General features: G+C 62.6%; 15 protein-coding genes. 8 read left to right on the top strand and 7 right to left on the bottom strand.

Annotated elements, in window-relative coordinates; translation table 11 throughout:
- Positions 1-70: 70 nt before the first annotated feature.
- On the bottom strand, positions 71-1,867 hold the full coding sequence (locus K1177_RS07990; RefSeq protein ID WP_224702753.1) for a hypothetical protein: 1,797 nt from the start codon (positions 1,865-1,867) through the stop codon (positions 71-73).
- Between the two features lie 116 nt (positions 1,868-1,983).
- Positions 1,984-2,961, bottom strand: a complete 978-nt coding sequence (locus K1177_RS07985; protein ID WP_224702752.1) for a hypothetical protein — start codon at positions 2,959-2,961, stop codon at positions 1,984-1,986.
- A 195-nt stretch (positions 2,962-3,156) separates the two neighbouring features.
- Here K1177_RS07985 and K1177_RS07980 point away from each other — a divergent pair, with 195 nt between their 5' ends.
- The 4 genes from K1177_RS07980 to K1177_RS07965 all read left to right on the top strand — a co-directional run bounded on the left by K1177_RS07980 (position 3,157) and on the right by K1177_RS07965 (position 6,261).
- Positions 3,157-3,747, top strand: coding sequence for a nitroreductase family protein (locus tag K1177_RS07980; protein ID WP_224702751.1), 591 nt, complete (start codon positions 3,157-3,159; stop codon positions 3,745-3,747).
- Between the two features lie 80 nt (positions 3,748-3,827).
- Entirely contained in the window at positions 3,828-4,637 is an 810-nt protein-coding gene (locus K1177_RS07975) for a transglycosylase SLT domain-containing protein (RefSeq protein ID WP_224702750.1), read from the top strand.
- A 176-nt stretch (positions 4,638-4,813) separates the two neighbouring features.
- Positions 4,814-4,969, top strand: a complete 156-nt coding sequence (locus K1177_RS07970) for a hypothetical protein (RefSeq protein WP_224702749.1) — start codon at positions 4,814-4,816, stop codon at positions 4,967-4,969.
- An 86-nt stretch (positions 4,970-5,055) separates the two neighbouring features.
- Positions 5,056-6,261: a DUF2336 domain-containing protein gene (locus K1177_RS07965; RefSeq protein WP_224702748.1), complete on the top strand. Its 1,206-nt coding sequence runs from the start codon at positions 5,056-5,058 to the stop codon at positions 6,259-6,261.
- Here the strand turns inward: K1177_RS07965 and K1177_RS07960 are convergent.
- Positions 6,258-7,034, bottom strand: a complete 777-nt coding sequence (locus tag K1177_RS07960) for an NAD kinase (protein WP_224702747.1) — start codon at positions 7,032-7,034, stop codon at positions 6,258-6,260. The genes K1177_RS07965 and K1177_RS07960 overlap by 4 nt on opposite strands.
- Before the next feature lie 294 nt (positions 7,035-7,328).
- Between K1177_RS07960 and K1177_RS07955 the strand changes: the two genes are divergently transcribed.
- Entirely contained in the window at positions 7,329-7,937 is a 609-nt protein-coding gene (locus tag K1177_RS07955) for a transglutaminase-like cysteine peptidase (RefSeq protein ID WP_224702746.1), read from the top strand.
- A 261-nt stretch (positions 7,938-8,198) separates the two neighbouring features.
- Entirely contained in the window at positions 8,199-8,624 is a 426-nt protein-coding gene (locus tag K1177_RS07950) for a hypothetical protein (RefSeq protein ID WP_224702745.1), read from the top strand.
- Positions 8,625-9,228: 604 nt separating this feature from the next.
- Here the strand turns inward: K1177_RS07950 and K1177_RS07945 are convergent.
- From K1177_RS07945 to K1177_RS07930, 4 genes are all read right to left on the bottom strand, one after another.
- Positions 9,229-11,349, bottom strand: coding sequence for a GumC family protein (locus tag K1177_RS07945; protein ID WP_224702744.1), 2,121 nt, complete (start codon positions 11,347-11,349; stop codon positions 9,229-9,231).
- Positions 11,350-11,426: 77 nt separating this feature from the next.
- Positions 11,427-12,227 (bottom strand): metallophosphoesterase family protein, encoded by an 801-nt coding sequence (locus K1177_RS07940; RefSeq protein WP_224702743.1) that lies wholly within the window; start codon positions 12,225-12,227, stop codon positions 11,427-11,429.
- Positions 12,227-13,624: an O-antigen ligase family protein gene (locus tag K1177_RS07935; RefSeq protein WP_224702742.1), complete on the bottom strand. Its 1,398-nt coding sequence runs from the start codon at positions 13,622-13,624 to the stop codon at positions 12,227-12,229. The genes K1177_RS07940 and K1177_RS07935 overlap by 1 nt, the downstream gene beginning before the upstream one ends.
- Positions 13,625-13,627: 3 nt before the next feature.
- Positions 13,628-14,566 (bottom strand): hypothetical protein, encoded by a 939-nt coding sequence (locus K1177_RS07930; protein ID WP_224702741.1) that lies wholly within the window; start codon positions 14,564-14,566, stop codon positions 13,628-13,630.
- Between the two features lie 26 nt (positions 14,567-14,592).
- On the opposite strand from K1177_RS07930, the gene K1177_RS07925 reads away from it, so the two are divergent.
- On the top strand, positions 14,593-16,332 hold the full coding sequence (locus K1177_RS07925) for a type I secretion system permease/ATPase (RefSeq protein WP_224702740.1): 1,740 nt from the start codon (positions 14,593-14,595) through the stop codon (positions 16,330-16,332).
- A complete protein-coding gene (locus tag K1177_RS07920; RefSeq protein WP_224702739.1) occupies positions 16,329-17,699 on the top strand; it encodes an HlyD family type I secretion periplasmic adaptor subunit in 1,371 nt (456 codons plus the stop codon). The genes K1177_RS07925 and K1177_RS07920 overlap by 4 nt, the downstream gene beginning before the upstream one ends.
- Positions 17,700-18,164: the final 465 nt, after the last annotated feature.

The raw sequence follows: 18,164 nt of genomic DNA, 5'->3' as shown, positions 1-18,164 counted from the left end.
GCGGAGCCAAGCCGGCCCCCGATGCATCGTACCAAAAGGAAAGGGGCCGCCCATGGGCGGCCCCTTTGTTTCACTTGGCAGTGGCTGAGATGTTGACCTTGCCGATCAGCACCGTGGGGTCTTCCTCGGCCGCCATGAAATCCATCATGCCAAGGCCCGGGGGTTGCTTGGCCGTCAGGTCGATGGACAGCTGCTTGGCCTTGCCGGAAACGAAGGCGCTGACTGCCGCGCCGACCTTCTGCGCTTCCGCCGCACCGGCGAGCATGCTCACGATGGTGCCTTCTGCAAGGCCGGAATAGACCGTGCGCAGCGTCGCTGCGTCGCTGCCCTGATCCTGGCTGGCAATGGACAGCACAAGATCGGACAGGCCCATGTCGGTGACGTCAAGCTTGAGGTTGCTGATCGCCACGCCCATCGCCGCCATCATGGCTGCATTCTCGTCGGTGCTGAACAACGCCTCGGTGGCGTTGGCAATGGTTCCAGCCAGTTTGACTGTGGCCAGGTCCGCGCCGGTGACCGAGATGTCATTGACCTTGATTGTATTGGTGGCTTCATCCCAGCCTGCGTCGACAGTGAAGCCTGCGTCGATCGAAGTAACACCCAGAGCCAGCAGCATCTGCAGCTGCTCGTCGTTGGTGTCGGTAGGCAGATCGAGCATGATGTGGCTGGCGTTGGTGCTGACCGTGGCCGGGATGCCATTGCGATAGTTGCCCAGCGACAGATCGAAACTGGCGATGCTCGCCACAATACGGGCGGCTTCGGCTTCGGGATCCGGCACGTCCACGGCCACATCGCTGAAGGAGAAGCCGGCAAAAGCCGGGATCAGGGCGCGGGCATTGGCAGCAAACCAGGCCTCGTCCAGTTCAGCCGGGGCAGCCTGGACCGTTGCGATGGGGCCGCTGATGTCCATGGGCTTGAACGTAAAGTTGCCGAGGCTAACGGCGCCATCCTCTCCGGCAAGAATGTCGATGCCATCGACAGAAACGCCGGGGTAGGTGCCCGGCGACATGCCGTCGACATCAATGCTGGCAATCGTGATCTGCACGGGCTCGTCATTGTCGTCCGTGCCGTCGCAGCTCAGGCCATCGTAGTGGACGGGGGACGATTCAAACGCACTGAAGATATCGGCATACATATGCACGATCTTGCCCATCAGCTCGGGCGAAGGCTTGTCGCCCTGGCTTTCGAGCGCGCTGGCCAAGGTCATCATTTCCATCAGTGAGGTCTTGAGCGGACGCGCCTTGAATTCCGCGGCGGTCATCTCGCCGAAATCACAGGTGACCTCGGGCGAAGTGAAGCTGCCGCCGGCGAAACGGAAGTCCTTGTAGATGGTGGCAAAGCCATTGGCATCGGCTGCAGGCACCAGGCCATACATGCTCAGCATTGCGGCCAGGTTGACGCTGTTTGCCGACAGTTCGCCGAACTCACCGCTGCCCTGATCGCCCGCATCCAGGCTGACGCCGGCCATGGTGACCGCGCCGGCAACACCATTGGACACCTCGGACAGAGCAAGGTCTATGATGGTGGCTGTGGCTTCGGCTTGCTCGCCGTCGACGGTGGAGGTGATGTGGATGGTGATGGCCGGAATGCCAATGCTGTCGGCTGTCAAACCCGCCAATGCTTCGGCATTGTCGACAATGTTGCCGCTGAAGATGGCGCGCAACGTGTCCTCGTCCACATTGGAGCCCTCCATGGTTATGGTGGGAATTTCCACCGTCACTTCGGGCGGGACCATGGCCTGGGCGGTGACGGCTGGCTTGGTCTTGGTCTTTTCGGCCCAGGCCGGCGTCAGTGGCACGGCCACGCTGACCAGGCATGCGGCGGCTAAGACGGCAAGTCGACGTTTGGACGGCGGTCTGATCATCATGCTGGAGTCTCCCTGGAGTTTTGGCGCAATCTGAGCCATCGGCATGCGCGCTACAATAGGCAATAGACATGGTGTCGGCGCGGCGCCGACGCCAGTGTGGCCAAATGTCTGGTAGCTCAGTAGATGCTGGTGAGCACTTCCACTTCACGTGCAGCGCCGGACTGAACCTGGAACTCACGGTTGAAGACCTTGTCCCCCTGTTTGGCGAGGACCAGGTAGTCGCCCTCGGCCAGAACGGTGGCCGGGAAGGCGCCCAGATCGGTGAAGACGGTCGTGCCGTCCGAGGTCTTGACGGTCCATTCGACGTCGGCAATGGCCTCGCCGCCTTCTTCCGACACCAGCTTGAATGAGACCTGGCTTGCATGATGGTAGAGGGTTGCATCGGTCAGCTGGCCGGGTTCGACACGCAGGTCGGCCCGCACCACCGCATTGACGGTGCCGAAGTAGGAAATAACGTGGTAGGTGCCCGAATTGAGGGTGACAATGTCATTGGGTAACAGTCCCTCGGCAACCACCTGCCGCGAGGATTCGTCGGGGCCACTCAGGATGTCGAACTTGAGAAGGGCAGGGGGAATTGGAATGTCGCCAGTAATGGCCGAATTGAGCCGCAAGGCTCCAGCGTCAAGCACGACGGCGAGCGTATTGCCGCCCGGCACGACCGACAGGGCTTCGCTCGCCTGTGCGCGTCCATAGGCGACGTGCACCATGTATTCGCCCGGCGGCAGCTCGACCTGTGCCGTGCCCTGGTCGGATTTGGCTACAAGCGCCAACTCGCCGCTGGCATCGGGCGTCGTGTCGAACACGCGCCAGACGAGACCGTCTGGGATGGGCGGCCCGTCGGGCACAATGCTGGCGGTCAACGTGACGCTCTGGGGTGTGGAGACCATTTCCGCGATGGCCTCGGTGGCCTCGGTCGGCGTGGCCGGTGGCGCCTCGGTGGGCGCACGATCGGTGGGGCGGGGGCGCGGCATGGGCGGCATTTCGGCTGCCGTGCCGGCCTCCTGGGCAATGGCCTGCGTGCTTGCCAGCGGCACGGGACTGCCCAGCATGATCATCAGGGTGAGCAGCAGGGCTAGTGTCCGTTGCAAACGCATCTGGGCTCCTGAAATCTCGCGCGGCTGAATCAGTGCACCGCCTGGACGGCGATTTGGGGAAAGCTGTGTCACAGAGCTGCCGGTATGAAAACACCGCAGTGCGGCGATGAAGCAAAATTGTCTCAGTGATGCGCCGCCGGTGGCAAGGTGGCCGCAAAATGACTATGTGTTCCAGCGACGAAAAGGAACATAGCCATGCCCGCCAATCCAGCCCTGCGCGACTACCTGATGACCCGCCGTTCCGTCGGTGTTGGCTTTCTGGCTGGGCCGGGCCCTGACGCACAGCAGCTCGAGCAAATTCTGACCATTGCGACCCGTGTGCCAGACCACGGCAAGCTGGCGCCGTGGCGGCTGGTGCTGATCGCCGGTGATGATCGCGTCAATGCCGGCATGGCCCTGGCCGATATTGCCGCTCGCAAGACGCCCGGACTGGACGAGGCAAGTCTGGAGGTTGAGCGCCAGCGTTTTCTGCCGGCGCCGCTGGTGGTGGGCGTGATTTCGGCGCCGCAACCCCATCCCAAGGTTCCAGAGTTTGAGCAATTGCTGTCTGCCGGCAACGTTGCCTTCAACCTGCTCAATGCCGCCGCCGCCTTTGGCTTCGGGGCCAGCTGGGTGACCAGGTGGTACGCCTTTGACGAGGATGCCGGCGCCATGCTTGGCGCGGGGGCAGGCGAGCGTTTCGTAGGCTTCGTCCACATCGGTACGCCAACGGTCGCGGTAGAAGACCGCCCGCGTCCGCCTCTGGCTGACATTGTCCGCCCCTGGAAAGCACCCGCAGATCGCTGAAAACGGCATGGTTAACGCGCGGTTAACTTCTGCGGGTGTTAACATGTCGATAACCGATTCCTGAGGACCGTCATCCCGTCATGGGCGTGCAGCCGATTTCCGTACCCCAAAGTCTGGCCTATGTGCTGACGGCAGCCGGTGATCGGAATGGCGTTGATTTCGACTACCTTCTGCAGACGGCGATGCGCGAGAGCAGCCTCAATCCTCAGGCCAAGGCGCAAACCTCGTCGGCTGTCGGGCTGTTCCAGTTTCTCGAAGGCACCTGGCTGCAGGTGATGAAGGAAGAGGGGCCCAGGCTGGGATACGGCCAATATGCCGACAGCATCCGACGCAGCGGCGGTGGCGACTATGTCATCGATGATCCGGCGACGAAGGCCAAGATCCTCAAGCTGCGGGAAGACCCGCAGGTGGCGTCAGACCTGGCGGCCGCGTTCACCAAATCCAATGGCGACTATCTGCGCAGCCGCTTCGGCCGCATGCCCAGCGCGGGTGAACTCTACATAGCCCATTTCCTGGGGGCCCAGGGGGCCGAGCGGATGTTCACGGCAGGCCTGCAGAATCCGGACCAGATCGCGGCGGACCTGTTTCCCAGGCAGGCCTCGGCCAATCGCGCGATCTTTTATTCGAACGGCCAGGCCCGCACCATTCGCGACGTGTATCGTGTGCTGGTATCCAAGCACGAAGCAGGCGACGCCAACGCCAATTTTGCGGCGCAGCAGATGGTCGGCGGTGCGCCGACAGTTGCCGCAGCACCGCCGATCCCGTCTCGCTTCTCCCCGGAGAACATGTCGTTCACCGGCCTGTTCAAGAATGAGCCCGAGTCATTGCCTGCCACGACGTCGCAGGGGGGCGATGGCGGCGCGTTCTTTACCCAGCTTTATGCCCGCTAGTGCAACTCTTGGCAGCACTGGCCCGTTAGTTCCCATGTGTGGTTCGCGCGCTGTTCGCCTCAAAGCTGCAGCTGCGTCTTAGGTTTCGGTTAACACCTGGCGCGCACAGATTGTGGGCGCCGAACGGATCGGCCGCAAACGGCAGACCACTGCCGGCAGCCAGAGGAGGAGACATCATGCGATTGTCTGCATCTCACGTGCCGACCCATAGTATCGCCCGGCTGCCGCGAGGCTGGCTGGTGCTGGCGCTGGCACTGGCATCGTGGGCACTGGTTGGCGTGGCCTGGACGGGCCTGTCGCAGCTGTTCAACATGGTGCTGGCCACGTTCTAGTTCGCTTGGCGCATCAGGGTTTTATGGTGAACGCTTCCTTAAACCTTCGTCTTTAGGGTGATCTCCGCCGATGTGCGGAGTGTCATATGGTTGCGTATCAGGAGTTCGTGTCCCTTTCCCGGTCGCCCGACAGCGAGGAACGCGGCAGCGCGGCCCATCTCTCCGCCTTGGCCTATCTCAATCATGTCGGCCCCGCCGATGAACACGCGGCGCTCTACGCTGCCCTGATCGGGTTCCTTGAGGATCCATCGGTCAAGGTGCGTGCAGCGCTGGCTTACGGTCTGCTGCATTCGCCAGCGGCGCCGCGGCCGATCATGCTGGCGCTGCTGCATGACAGCGCGGTTGTTGCCCGGGCCGTGCTGCAGTATTCGCCGGTGTTGATCGACGCCGATCTGATCGGCCTGGTGCGAACGCTCGATGTTCCACGGCTGGTCTCGATCAGCCAGCGCACGCGCGTCAGTGCCCGGCTGGCAGCCGCTCTGATTGCCCGCCAAGACCTGGGGCTGACGCAGCGCCTGTTGCGACGGGACGATATCACCTTCATCGATGGCCAATTGCTGAGCCTGGCGCAGGCGCATGGAGAGGACGCCGTGATGCGCGGCCTTCTGCTGGCGCGCAAGGATTTGCCAGCCGCGGCACGGCTGCTGCTGGTGCAGAAGGCCACGGAAGCCTTGCGCAACGCCCGCATCGTCAAGGGGGCGCTGGCGCCTGACCGGCTCGGTAGGCTGTTGCGCGATAGCGAGGATACGGCGCTGACCGCCATTGGCGAGCGAGAGGCCAGCAACCCCAGCCCCAACTATGTGGCCGATCTGGTGGCCAGCGAGAGGCTCAACACGCGCATACTCCTGCATGCGGTGGTGACGGGCCATGTCATGTTCTTTGCCGATTGCCTGGCCGAGCTGGCGCAGACGCCGCGGCTGAAGGTGTTCACACTGCTCGAGAGCGGCAGTCGGGCCGCGCTCAATGCCCTGCTGGCGCGCTGCGGCCTGGCCGAGGGCGTCCGCAATCTGGTTGCCCGTCTGGTGATGCATGCCCGCGCAACAGACCTCGCCGACGATGCCGGCGCCCGGCACTATGTGGTGACGGCCCTGACAGAGGAACTCATCGCCGAGCACGATGGGGTCATCCCGCCGGAGCTTGAAGAGGCATTCGCCTATCTCAGCGAGCAGAATATCCTTCTGGCGCGCAAGGCGGCGCGTGGCGTGATGGCTGCGTTTGCCATTGAGGCAAGGACGCCCATGGCGCTACCGGAGGAAGAGGCAGAGGCCTGGCTGGCGCTGCCCGCGGCCTAGAAGCGGAACTGCTCGCTGAGCACGCGTTCTTCCAGGCTTGTTCCGGGATCAAACAGCAGGGTCACCCCGTGCGAGCGATCTTCGAAAACAGTGACTTCCAGCACATTCTGGAACTCGACATTGTCTGCGACCGCGCTGACAGGGCGCTTGACCGCCTCGCGGGTAATGAACTTGACCACCGCGCGGTTGGAGAGGATCGCTCCGCGCCAGCGCCGCGGGCGGAACGGAGAAATCGGTGTCAGCGCCAGCAGCGGTGCCTCGATGGGCAGGATGGGTCCGTGGGCAGACAGGTTATAGGCGGTGGAGCCAGCCGGCGTTGACAACAGGGCTCCGTCGCAGATGAGCTCATCCAGGCGGGTTTCGCCGTCGACCACGATCTGGAGCTTGGCCGCCTGGTAGGTCGAGCGAAACAGGGACACTTCGTTCAGCGCAAGGGCCTGCCGGGTCTGGCCGGAGCTGTCGAGCACCTGCATCGACAACGGATAGATGCGGGTGCGCTGGACAGCATCGAGCCGTTCGTCCAGAGCATCCTCGGAGAAGGCATTCATCATGAAGCCGACCGAGCCGAAGTTCATGCCATAGACCGGCACGCCGAGACGCATCACCCGGTGCAGGGTTTGCAGCATCAGGCCGTCGCCACCCAGGGCTACCACCACATCTGCGGTGTCGATCGGGTATTCGCCATAGCGCTGCTTGAGACGGGCGGCGGCCGCATCGGCCTCAGGCGTGCCATTGGTCACAAAGCAGATTCTGTCGGCAGTTGGGCTGGACAAGGGAGAACTCCCGCTGGGAACGCGCCTGACTAGCATGTGACAGCAATGGGAGCCAGTCGCCTTGTCCGGCTTGACGTATTTGCCAAGCGGGCAGGGCGGGGGCGGCGATTTCCCGCTACGTGTGACAGCCGGGTGGGAGGCAAAAAACTGTTTGCGCTGAATCACTTGGCGGCAAATGCGCATAATTTGAATCTGTTTTGAGCCTGGTTTTCAGCCAAACGATTCAATCTTTTCAACGCCTTAGCGATGGTTGCAGGCTATCTGAGGACTGAGCCTGCGCCCAGATCGCGCGATTTGAATAAAATTGTATCGAATTTTCAAATTCGGCGGCAATCGGCTGCGCGCATCCTGCTGACATCTACTCATCAGGGGATGGCTCAAATGTTCACCAAGTTTATCGCTACTGTTGCCGGTGCAGCGCTTTTGGTTGCCGCTGTTTCCACGGCTCCTGCCATGGCCGCGCGTCCGCCGCAGGGCATGCAGATTTTTTGCATCAACTATGCCAGCAGCTGCAAGGCCGATAGCCGCAGCTCTGTCGAGATGTCGGATCGCCTGATGGGCCTGCTCAGCCAGGTGAATTCCAGCGTCAATCGCAGCATGCGCTACCGCGCTGAGACGGGCCCGATCGACAACTGGAAGATCGGCGGTTCAAGCGGGGACTGTGAAGACTACGCGCTGACCAAGCGTGCTCGCCTGATCAGCAAGGGCGTTCCGGCAGGTGCGTTGCGCATGGCGACCACCTACACCCGCCGCGGCGAGCCGCATGCGGTCCTCATCGTCAAGACCAATGCAGGCGACTTTGTCCTCGACAATCTGGCCGCCGAGGTGAAAACGCGCTCGCAGGCCGGCTACCGTCTGCGCTCGATCGCCACAGCAGATCCGCGCGTCTGGTCGGCTGGCTGACGCTATAGACTGTCTCATTTCAGGACGGATGATCGAAGGGGAGGCGCTGCCTCCCCTTTTTGCATATTAGCTATGCAGATTCGTGAAATAGCTGGAATACACGAGGTTTTCGCCCTTGTTGCGGGTGCCAACGTTTACCATGCGGCTTTGTTTAGACTTGCCTGCACTCTATTGTGGCATTAAGAATAGATTAACTTTCTGCCGTCGCGTGACGGTTAGTGCAGACGCGAATTGGACCCGGATCAAGCTTGGAGTGATCACATGAAGAAGTACATAGTCGCCGGTGCGCTCGCTGCATCAATTGTGTCGGGTTTCGCTATGCCGGCAAGTGCGGCCGTGGTCGCTTTGCCCGCGTGCGAGACTGCTGCTGCCGATCCGTCGCCAGAGAACGTGACAGCGTGTTCGGCTGCGCTGGCCCTGTTGTCGGAGCAGGACCGCGCCGACACCGTTGCGTCGCTTTCTCCAGAACTTCAGGATGCAATTGAGCAGGCTAACTCTGGTGCGACCGGTGCCGGCCCCGGTGGTCAGCAGCAAGGCGGCGGTGGTGGCGGTGTGACCTTTACTGACACCCCCTCGTCGGGTGGCGGTGGTCCGACCCTGACGACTGATCCGAACCAGAGCACGACCACGACGCCGGGCGGTGGTACAACGACGCCGGGCGGTGGCACACCGGGTAGCCGGACCTAATCTGTCAGGTTATCGGGAATTCTAGATTGCGGCGGGCTCAGGCCCGCCGTTTTTCTTTGTGCTGCGGCAAGACGTCAGGTCGTCCGCAGTTCGCGTTGCCACGGGGGAACACTGGCACCACTGGGAAATGCCGAGAGCGTTGCTTCTCCCCGGTGCATCAAGATGCCAAAGCAACTGTCATGCCCACGCCGACGTGCGGCGTGGTGCCGCGTCGCGTCGCCAATGACGTCCCGGAAGGCAACCACGGTGGTGACCCGGCTCGGCGAATGGGCTGCAAGCCCTCGAGCGTCGGCAGTTTGGCAGGGCAGGGCGCTCTGCGCGCCGAGAGGAAGACCAGGTGACCATCAATCTGCTGCAGCCGCGCTAACCACGGGCCGATATGCAACTGTACCGTGGTTTGCGGGCTCGAGGCGATTGGTCGTGGCAGCGCATTGCGCCAGCCATGTCCGGCTTTCGTGAGATCTGGCGGCATGCAAATCGAAGCCGGTCAGTCAGTCAGAGGTGGTGTCACACGAGGCCGAGACCACACAAAGATGCGGCCGGCGCCTGGCGCCGGCCGCATGAGGCGATGTGCGGCTGCTAGCGGTCCCAAGGGACCGTTGGCTCAGGTGTTGTAGGAATAGTAGCTGCCATATTTGCGGCCATAGCCGGAACGGGTGAGATCCTGCTGGTTGAGCACGGTGGTGATCTTGGCCTCGGCAGGCTTGGACACCGTAAGGCTCTCAACTGCGCGACGCGCCTCGCGCTGCGAGGTCGATGCCCAGCGGGTCACAAAGACGATGGCGTCGACAAACTGGGCAAGATAGAGCCCATCCACGACAGGACCGACGGGCGGCGTATCGAGCACCACGACGTCAAATGATGCACGCGCCGCGTCCAGAAGGCGCTGGAAGGCCTTGCCTGCCAGCAACTGGTCAGTGGGAATATCACTGCGGCGGGAGCCAACGATCATCGAGGTGGCGGTCAGCGCATCGGTGAGCACAACCTGGCTGAAGTCCTTCTCCGCCGTGGTTTCGCTCAGCAGGTCGAGCAGGCTGTGGTCGGGTTCGAGGTTGAGATGGCGATGAATGCTGGGCTTGCGCAAGTCGCAGTCGATCAGCAGGGTGGACTGGCCAAAAAGTGAATAGGAGCGGGCGAGCGCCAGGGCCAGGGTGGTCTTGCCCTCGTTGGGCATGGTCGAGGTGACCATCACGACCTTGCCGCCAGGCCGTGGCGTGGCCGAGACCTTCATTGAGTTCTCGACGGCGGCACGTGTTCGGCGCACGGATTCGGCAAAGACCGACAGCGGCGAGGTCACCATGAGATTGGCGATGCTTTCGCGTTCAGACTTGGCGCGCTCGCGCGGGATTGTCGCCGCAACAGGCGTGCGCAGCACCGAGCTGACCTGCTCCTCGCTGGTAAAGCCGCCAATCAGGTTTTCGTAGAGCAGAGCCAGCACCACGCCCAGGCCGATGGCAAACACTGCGGCGACGGCAATGATGAGCGCCTTGTTGGGGAACGATGGCGACTGCGGCTCAAGGGCGGGCGAAACAATGCGGCTGTCTGCCAGCTGAAGATCGGCCTGGGCCCCAAGTTCCTGGGCGCGGGCCAGCAGCGTCTGATACTGCGTGCGCGCCAGTTCGGCGCCCTGCTGCAGTTCATAGAGCTGAGCCAGCACGTCGCCGGACAGTGGGCTCTTGAGCACTTCCTCACGCAGGTTCTGCCGCAGGCTTGTCTCGCGATCCTGGGTGGCACGCACGGATTGCTCCAGGTTATTGACTTCGGCGGTGGCCGTTGTGCGCAGGCGCTGTTCGATCTCGGCCAATTGGGCGCGCAGGCTTTCGGCCGAGGCGTCCGTTGCCGAATTGAGGGAGCCCACCAACTGGGTGCGCTGACGCTCCAGCTCGGCCAAGGCATCAGACTGCAGCTCTGAGACAAGGCTGGACCAGTTGTTGTCCTGCAACGACTTCTGGACTTCGGCGATGGTTGAGGTGTCGCTTGTGCGGGCTTCTGCCAGGGCCTGCAGCTCGGCCTGCATATTGGCCAGGTCCGTGCGCCCGGTGTCCTCGCTGATCAGCTGCATATTGGACTGGATGAAGTCGTCGAATGAGCTCTCAGAACGACCGATGGCGTCACGGGCCTGCGCGATGCGAGCCTGCAGAATATCGCGTGAACTCATCACGCTGTTGACCTTGGAGGCGAGCTGATCCTGGATGTAGACCTCGGTGATCGCATTGGCGAGGTCGGCAGCCTTGGCCGGATCTTCGGAGCGGACCTGTACGGAGACCAGATAGGTCAGGCCGCGCCGCTGCACGCTGGTGGCGTTGCGCAACGCCGTCAGGGTTTCGTTGAGCGCCTGTTGCCCCGAGGGCAGGGTAGGCTCGGCGACGCGCAGAAAACTCAGGATGCGGGCCGTCAGGCCCAGGGACACACCGAATTCCTTGTCGGTGGTGAGGTTTCGATCGCTGATGACACGCAGCAGGACATTGTCAGAGCGCGCAAGCTCCACCTCGCTGTCGATGCGGGCGCTGTCGGCGCCGGCAGTGGTCATCTGCGTTTCCGGGTTGAGCAGGTTCTTGTTGCTGGGGTCAACCAGCACGAGCGCCGAGGCGGTGTAGGTTGGCGTCAGCGAAAATGCGACCAGCGTGGCAAGACCCACCACCGCTATTACCGTGACAAGAATGAGACGCAATTGCCGGCGGAGGAGGCTGAATATTCCGCGAATGTCGAATTCAGTCTCTTCCATCTAGTCTGTATCCCCAGGAACTGATCGGTGTCTGCATTCAGCCCGTCCAATCGATGGCGAGCAACTCAAATCTGCGATTAAGGTTTCGATGGCGCGGATTTAGCCGGCGCCGTCGAGAGCAGGTGGGGCGGTTGGCCCGGCTGCAGTCTTGCCGCGGTCAAAGCCCCGGTGGCAAAGGCTCCCGTGTCCAGACACAGGCGGTTTGGGAGGACCACGGGCTCGGCCGCGGGCGTGTGGCCATGCACCACAATCAGACCATCTATGTCCGGCGCATCGAAGAACTCGTCCCGAATCCAGAGCAGGTCGCGCTCATCCTGCTCGGCCATGGGCAGGCCACGGCGGATGCCGGCATGGACGAACACGACGCCGGGCAGGGCGATCCACAACGGCAGGCTCTCGATGAAGGCCAGGTGATCGGCCGGGACATGGCTGTCAATGATCGCCTGCAACTGGCGTTGACCGCTCTTCTCGAACACGCTGCCGCTCATGCCGTAGGAATAGAGCGTTTCCATGCCGCCGAAGGACAGCCAGTCACTGCGCGGATTGGGGGCCTGCATGAACTGCAGCATCATCGATTCATGATTGCCCATGAGGCAGTGGCGGGTGAACCCGGCAGGCGGATTTGCCATGGCCCGGTCCAGCACGGCGGATGAAGACGGGCCGCGATCAACCATGTCGCCGAGCCAGAGGATCCACTTTTCGCCAGCAATGCCGGCCGCGTCGCGGACAATCATCTCTTCGAGCTGGCGCAATTCGTGCAGGCAGCCGTGGATATCGCCGATTGCATAGACGGCGGCAGGCCAGCGGTCAAAGCTCAGGCCGCGCGGCGGCGCTTGCCGGGGCGTGGTGCCGAACAGACTTCGAATGAAGTTGAGCATCAATAGGTTCTGCTGGCGGTTCGGCTCGCAAGGGGGGCTAGGCCCGCCGCGATAAGGGTCAGGAAGACAAAGGTATTGGCTTCGATCTCGAGACTGAAATCGGCCAGGGAATGGACAGCGCCAACGGTGATGGCCCCCAGGGCGGCGCAGATGGCCGTGAAGGAGCCCTTGCGCTGCACAAGGCCGGTGACCAGTTGCACCGTGATGGCACCCAGCGCCAGGATCAGCAGGCTGCCAAATACCAGGCCAAGCTCGGTCCAGAGCGTGAGGTAGGTGTTGTGGGCACGATCCCAGATGTAGTTGATGTCCACTGCGTCGGTGTGGATCACCGGGTAGGCCATTTCAAAACTGCCGCCGCCAAAGCCAGTCCAGGGCCGCATGGCGATCAGGCGCAGTGTTTCTGCATAGAGGGAGAAGCGCACGTCGCTGGTAGCGTCGAGACCCTCGACGCGGTCAAACAGCGACTGCCCGAACAGCAGCGCCCCCACCGCCATGGCAACGAGCACCACCGGCGCGGCGATCAGCATGATGCGGCGCCGTCCCATGGCGAGAGCCGTGATACCGATGATCGTCAGTGAAGCAACGCCGGTCGCTGCCAACCCCATGCGGGACTTGGTCGCCACGATAATGGCAATCAGGAACACATAGCCGGTCGCATAGAGCATGACGCGGCTGCCAGTGCCCTGAACGCGACCGTCGTCGCGATGCCGTTCGTGCTGGCGCATCAGCAGGCCGCTGATCCTTGCCATGCAGAGCACGGCGCCGAAGGCGAGGAAGGTCGCGAAGGAGTTGCGGTTGACGAAGGGGCCGGTTGCCGATCCGAGATAGGCCCACTTGGGCACGCCCAGGATAGTGTCGCCGGTCTGGAGCGAAATCTCGGCGTAGATCGCATAGGCCAGGATGGACAGCAGCAACACATGCAGCAGCAGCGAGCGCCGCGCATCGTTGACCGAGATCTGCAGCACCATGAAAAACAGCAGGCCAAAGCCGATCTGCCGCGTGAGCATGAGCAAGGTCATCTCGGGCGTCAGGCTGATCTGCGGCAGGTGGAGCTGAAAGCCATTGGCCAGCGGCACGGCCATGGGAATGGGCAGGACCTGAACCACGAGGAACAGGCAGGTCGCTGCCGACAGGGCTGCCGGAATTGCAATGTTGCTCAGCGGCACGCGCAGTTTCTCGCGGCGGAAACCCAGCACGGCGAGATAGATGAGGGCCAGCGTGCCCAGAAGGGCTGTCCAGATGCCCCAGGGTAGTGGCCGCGCACTGCCCAACGGTAGCGGGGCCAGGACAACAATCAAGGCAAGTGCGACGAACAGGGCGCCATTGATGCGGGACTGCCCGGGCTGCCCGCGGCTTGCGGACCGCGAACGGCTCGATCTCATGGAAATATCTGCCATGTCCTATCCGATCTGACGCCGCACATAGGACAGGAAGCGGGACTGGTCCGCTGGCGAAAGGCTGTCGAGCAAGGCGGTCACCCGATCGCGAAAAGCGTCGTTGGAAACAAAATAAGCAGCAATGGTGGAAATGCCGCGGAAACTGCGGATCATCAGGCGAATATCGTCGTCGTGATAGTTGGCCAGGTCTGCGCTGGTGCGGTCGCCCTGGCGCTGGACCAGCAGCAAGCGCCACTCAGCGATCCACTCTTCATTGAGCCCGGTGAGATAGGACAGTTGCAGGCTCTGATTGTATTGTTCGTCATCGCCCATCGACGCTGCGGCTATGGCCTGAATGACATAGGCAAAGGCGTTTGTCGGGCTTGCGGCAATGGCGCGCTGCGCAATGCTGCGGCATGTGGGTGCCAACAGGCCGCGCTGCTCGGGCGTCAGCGCCAGCACTGCCGGAGAGATCTGGGCCGTCAGGGTCTGGCCACAATCAAGCAGGAAGGCTTTTTGCGACTGGGTGGCCAGGCCGATATCGGCGCGACCTTCGGCAACCTCGACTATGCGAGCGGCGCCGGTATTGCCAGTGGCCAGATAGACACGTGTCTCCCCGATCACCGTGCGGGCGCCCAGCGCAATGGCGAACACCGCCACTACCGCCATCGCCCACCCCCCAAACATCAGGCGTTGATCCTGCACCTTTGCCCACTGTGTTGTTAGCTGACTCGTCTTGTAGGGTTCAGATTGACTGAATGCAACAAGGTCTACGCTGCATTGGTTTACGACCAAGCGGGGTCGGCTGCAGTCAAAACGGGCGCGCCGGGCCCCGGCATTTACTCTAGCGCCGAATTGACTTGAATTGTGGAAGCGGACGCGCACATCATGGCGGCCAAGAAGTTTACGCTGGCCGCAATTATTCAGAAAAACTTCCAAAATGGCAGTTGCCGGCACATCCATAGAGTAAAGCTTTCATGGCCAGACCCTTGCGTTCTGTATGGGACGATCTTGCAGTTTCGTACAACCTGAACCTCTCGATCGGCCTGGTGCTGGTGTTCAGTATCTTCGTCAATCTGCTCATCCTGACCTCGCCCATCTATATGATGCAGGTCTATGACCGGGTGCTGGGCACCGGGCAGATTGAAACCCTGATCTATCTCAGCATCATCGCGGCGTTGGCGCTGGCCACGCTGGGGCTTCTGGAAGGCGTGCGCTCCTTCCTGTTGACCCGGCTGGGCCACATGCTGGACCTGCTGCTGCGCGATCCGGTGCTGACCCAGTCCATCGTGCAGTCGCGTTCACCGCGGTTCGAGCGGCGCCGGCTGGTGGAGGACTTCGGCACGGCGCGTAACTATCTGGGCAGCCCGGCTGTGCTGCCGTTCCTGGATGCGCCATGGGTTCCGTTCTTCGTGCTGATCATTGCCACGATCCACCCCTGGCTGGGCATACTGGCACTGGTGTCGGCCATCGTGCTGTTCCTGCTGGCGCTGGCCAATGACTTTGCCACACGCCGGGCCATCCAGCAGTCGGGCGCCAAGGCACAGCAGGCCAATGACTTCGCCCAGGCCGCGATCCTGAATGCCGAAGTTGTCAATGCCATGGGCATGCAGAAGGCCGTTTCGCGGCGCTATCGCCACCATGTCGAGCAGTCCGGCATGCTGGCGCAGAACGCCGCCGATATCAGTGCGGTCATCAGTTCGATGTCCAAGGCCATCCGCATTGCCGTGCAGAGTGCAGCGCTGGGCCTGGGCGCGCTGCTGGTCATCCGCGGCGAGCTGACGTCGGGCGGCATGATTGCCTCCTCGATCGTCCTGGGCCGCGCTCTGGCGCCAATCGAACAGGTGATCGGATCCTGGAAGCAATTCGCAGCGGCCCGGGAGTCGTACGGCAACCTCAAGCGCTTCTTCAAGGCATTGCCCAAGGAGTCCGAAGCGATCGCGCTGCCGGGCCTCAAGGGGCGCCTGAGCGTGGAAGAAGTCGCCTTCCAGCTTCCCGATGCCCCGACGCCGGCGGTGCGTCGCGCCACCTTTGCCATGGAGCCGGGGACGGCGCTGGCACTTGTTGGGCCTTCGGCCTCCGGAAAGACGACGCTCTGCCGCATGCTGGTAGGGGCCATTGCGCCGTCCCGTGGCAATGTGCGGCTCGATGGTGCCGACGTCATCACACTCAACCCGGACGATACGTCGCGGGTCATCGGCTACATGCCGCAGAATGTGGAGCTGTTCTCGGGCACCGTGCGCGACAATATCGCCCGGCTGGGCGACAACAATGACGAGGCCACGGTTGCTGCCGCCAAGGCTGCCGGTTGCCACGAGATGATCCTGCGCCTGCCCAATGGGTACGACACCGAACTGGGGCCGCGGGGCGCCTTCCTCAGCGGCGGTCAGCGCCAGCGCATTGGCCTGGCGCGGGCGCTCTATGGTTCGCCGCGCCTCGTGGTGCTGGACGAACCGAATTCGAACCTCGACCAGGATGGCGAGACGGCACTGGTAGAAGCCATTGCCAGGGCCAAGCAGGCCGGCACGACGGTGGTTGTAGTCAGCCATCGTTCGACGCTGCTGCAGCCGATCGACAAGCTGGGCATCATGCGTGACGGTGTTCTGGAGCGATTTGGCGACCGCGACGACGTGCTGCGCGAGATGGCGGCCAATGCGCCGCAGCGCAAGCCGACCCTGGTGCCCGTGGGCGAAACCCAGGCCGCCGGCACGACGGGAGGCGCATCATGACCGACATGACCTTGCAGCAGCCGGGCGTACCCGGTCGGCCCGGCCAGCCGCCGGCCCCAGCCGCCGCGGAAGCCAAAATTCACCTGTTCAGCCTGATGCGCGGGCCGATCCTGCTCGGCATCGCTGTGATAGCCCTGTTTTTCGGCGCGCTCGGCTTCTGGGCTGCGACAGCGCCGCTGGTCAGTGGCGCCATTGCATCGGGCCAGGTGAGCCCGGATTCCAACCGCAAGGCCATTCAGCACCTTGAGGGCGGCATTACCCAGCAGATCTTCGTCAAGGAAAACCAGGAAGTCAAAGCCGGGCAATTGCTGATGACGCTCAATCCCGTGCGTGCGGAGGCCAGCTTTTCCGGCCAGCAGGTGCAGTGGCTACGTTTGCTGGTGACGCGGGCTCGCCTTGAGGCGGAAGCCTCTGAGGCCGGCGACTGGACGGTGCCGCCTGAGGTGGTGGATGTCGAAGACGCCGGGATGCAGGCGTTCATCGCCTCAGAACGGCGGAGCTTTGAGACCCGTCAGGCCTCGCGCAGCCAGCAGCAGCAGATCCTGGGGCGGCGCGTTGAACAGCTGCAGAGCGAGATTTCGTCGGTGCAGGCCGAAACAGCCGGCCTTGCGACCCAGCAGGCGCTGATCGAGGATGAATTGCGCGACAAGCAGAACCTGCTCGACCAGCAGCTCGTGTCGCGGTCAGAAGTCAATGCGCTCAGGCGGGAGCTGGCGCGGCTCGAAAGTGCCATTGCCGCCAACGGCGCGCGCGTGGCCAAGGCCGGCCAGAGCATTGAGGAAACGCGGCTGCAGATGCTGCAGAGCCGTGAGAGCTATTTCGAGGAGGTGGCGCAACAGGCCTCCAAGGTCAATGACACCATCGCCCAGCTCGGCGAGAGCATGGCCTCGACCGGCGATGCGCTGCAACGCACCGAGATCCATAGCCCTGTCGACGGCACGGTCATCAATCTGCGGACGCAGACCGCGGGGGAGGTGGTGCGCCCCGGCGAGACCATTATGGAAGTGGTGCCGCGCAACGATGACCTGATCATCGTTGCCCGGCTGGCGCCGCAGTACATCGATCTGGTGACGGTGGACCAGGCGGCCCATGTGACCATTATTCCTTTCGCCAGTCGCAATTCCCTGCCGCTCAACGGCAAGGTGTTGGCAGTGGCAGCGGACCTCAAGATGGATGAGGCGAGCAAGCAGAGCTATTACGAGATCAGGGTTCGCATTCCGCCCGAGGAACTGGCGCACCACAAGGGTGTCTATCTCTCCCCCGGCATGCCCGCAGATGTCACGGTCGTGGCTGGGGAGCGCACTATGCTGCAATATCTGTTTGAGCCGTTTATCAAGTCGCTGCAGTCCGCTTTCGTTTACGACTGATCGTCGAACGCCTCAGACCTGGATCATGACGCGGCGGCGCATCCAAACGGATGCGCCGCCGTTGCCTTGAGAACTGTGGAGCGTCTGGTCGGGCAGGTGGCCGCATTCCGTTCGACGGGCGGCCGCGCCGTTGGCGGCGGCGATCCCGTGTCGGCAGCGCTTCGGATCACAAGAAAATCTCATGTGGATGCGCCCGTCTGCGAAGAACGCTCATCGCTCCCGGCGTTCGATGGTGCTTCTGCGTCGTTGGCGGAAGACCAACGTCGGCTTGCGTTGTCGCGGCCGGACTAAAACTGCACTACCTGCACGAGATTTAAATCTCTCGGCGGAACGAAATGCCCCATCGAAATAGTTTGCCGGCTACGACGGGTACGAAGTCTTGCAGTATTTCCGTCATAAACTGTCAAATTAACGATCCGTAAACAACTGTTCTTGCGCTGTGCCATTTTGAGCCATATACCTCAT

The sequence above is a fragment of the Devosia aquimaris genome (assembly GCF_020169335.1).
Taxonomy (GTDB): domain Bacteria; phylum Pseudomonadota; class Alphaproteobacteria; order Rhizobiales; family Devosiaceae; genus Devosia; species Devosia aquimaris.
This window is presented reverse-complemented; position numbering and strand designations above follow the sequence as displayed.

Bases quoted from the DNA above. Each gene is read 5' to 3' on its own strand.
- K1177_RS07990 (WP_224702753.1), bottom strand. From the start codon at position 1,867: ATGATGATCAGACCGCCGTCCAAACGTCGACTTGCCGTCTTAGCCGCC.
- K1177_RS07985 (WP_224702752.1), bottom strand. From the start codon at position 2,961: ATGCGTTTGCAACGGACACTAGCCCTGCTGCTCACCCTGATGATCATG.
- K1177_RS07980 (WP_224702751.1), top strand. From the start codon at position 3,157: ATGCCCGCCAATCCAGCCCTGCGCGACTACCTGATGACCCGCCGTTCC.
- K1177_RS07975 (WP_224702750.1), top strand. From the start codon at position 3,828: ATGGGCGTGCAGCCGATTTCCGTACCCCAAAGTCTGGCCTATGTGCTG.
- K1177_RS07970 (WP_224702749.1), top strand. From the start codon at position 4,814: ATGCGATTGTCTGCATCTCACGTGCCGACCCATAGTATCGCCCGGCTG.
- K1177_RS07965 (WP_224702748.1), top strand. From the start codon at position 5,056: ATGGTTGCGTATCAGGAGTTCGTGTCCCTTTCCCGGTCGCCCGACAGC.
- K1177_RS07950 (WP_224702745.1), top strand. From the start codon at position 8,199: ATGAAGAAGTACATAGTCGCCGGTGCGCTCGCTGCATCAATTGTGTCG.
- K1177_RS07945 (WP_224702744.1), bottom strand. From the start codon at position 11,349: ATGGAAGAGACTGAATTCGACATTCGCGGAATATTCAGCCTCCTCCGC.
- K1177_RS07940 (WP_224702743.1), bottom strand. From the start codon at position 12,227: ATGCTCAACTTCATTCGAAGTCTGTTCGGCACCACGCCCCGGCAAGCG.
- K1177_RS07935 (WP_224702742.1), bottom strand. From the start codon at position 13,624: ATGGCAGATATTTCCATGAGATCGAGCCGTTCGCGGTCCGCAAGCCGC.
- K1177_RS07930 (WP_224702741.1), bottom strand. From the start codon at position 14,566: ATGGATGTGCCGGCAACTGCCATTTTGGAAGTTTTTCTGAATAATTGC.
- K1177_RS07920 (WP_224702739.1), top strand. From the start codon at position 16,329: ATGACCGACATGACCTTGCAGCAGCCGGGCGTACCCGGTCGGCCCGGC.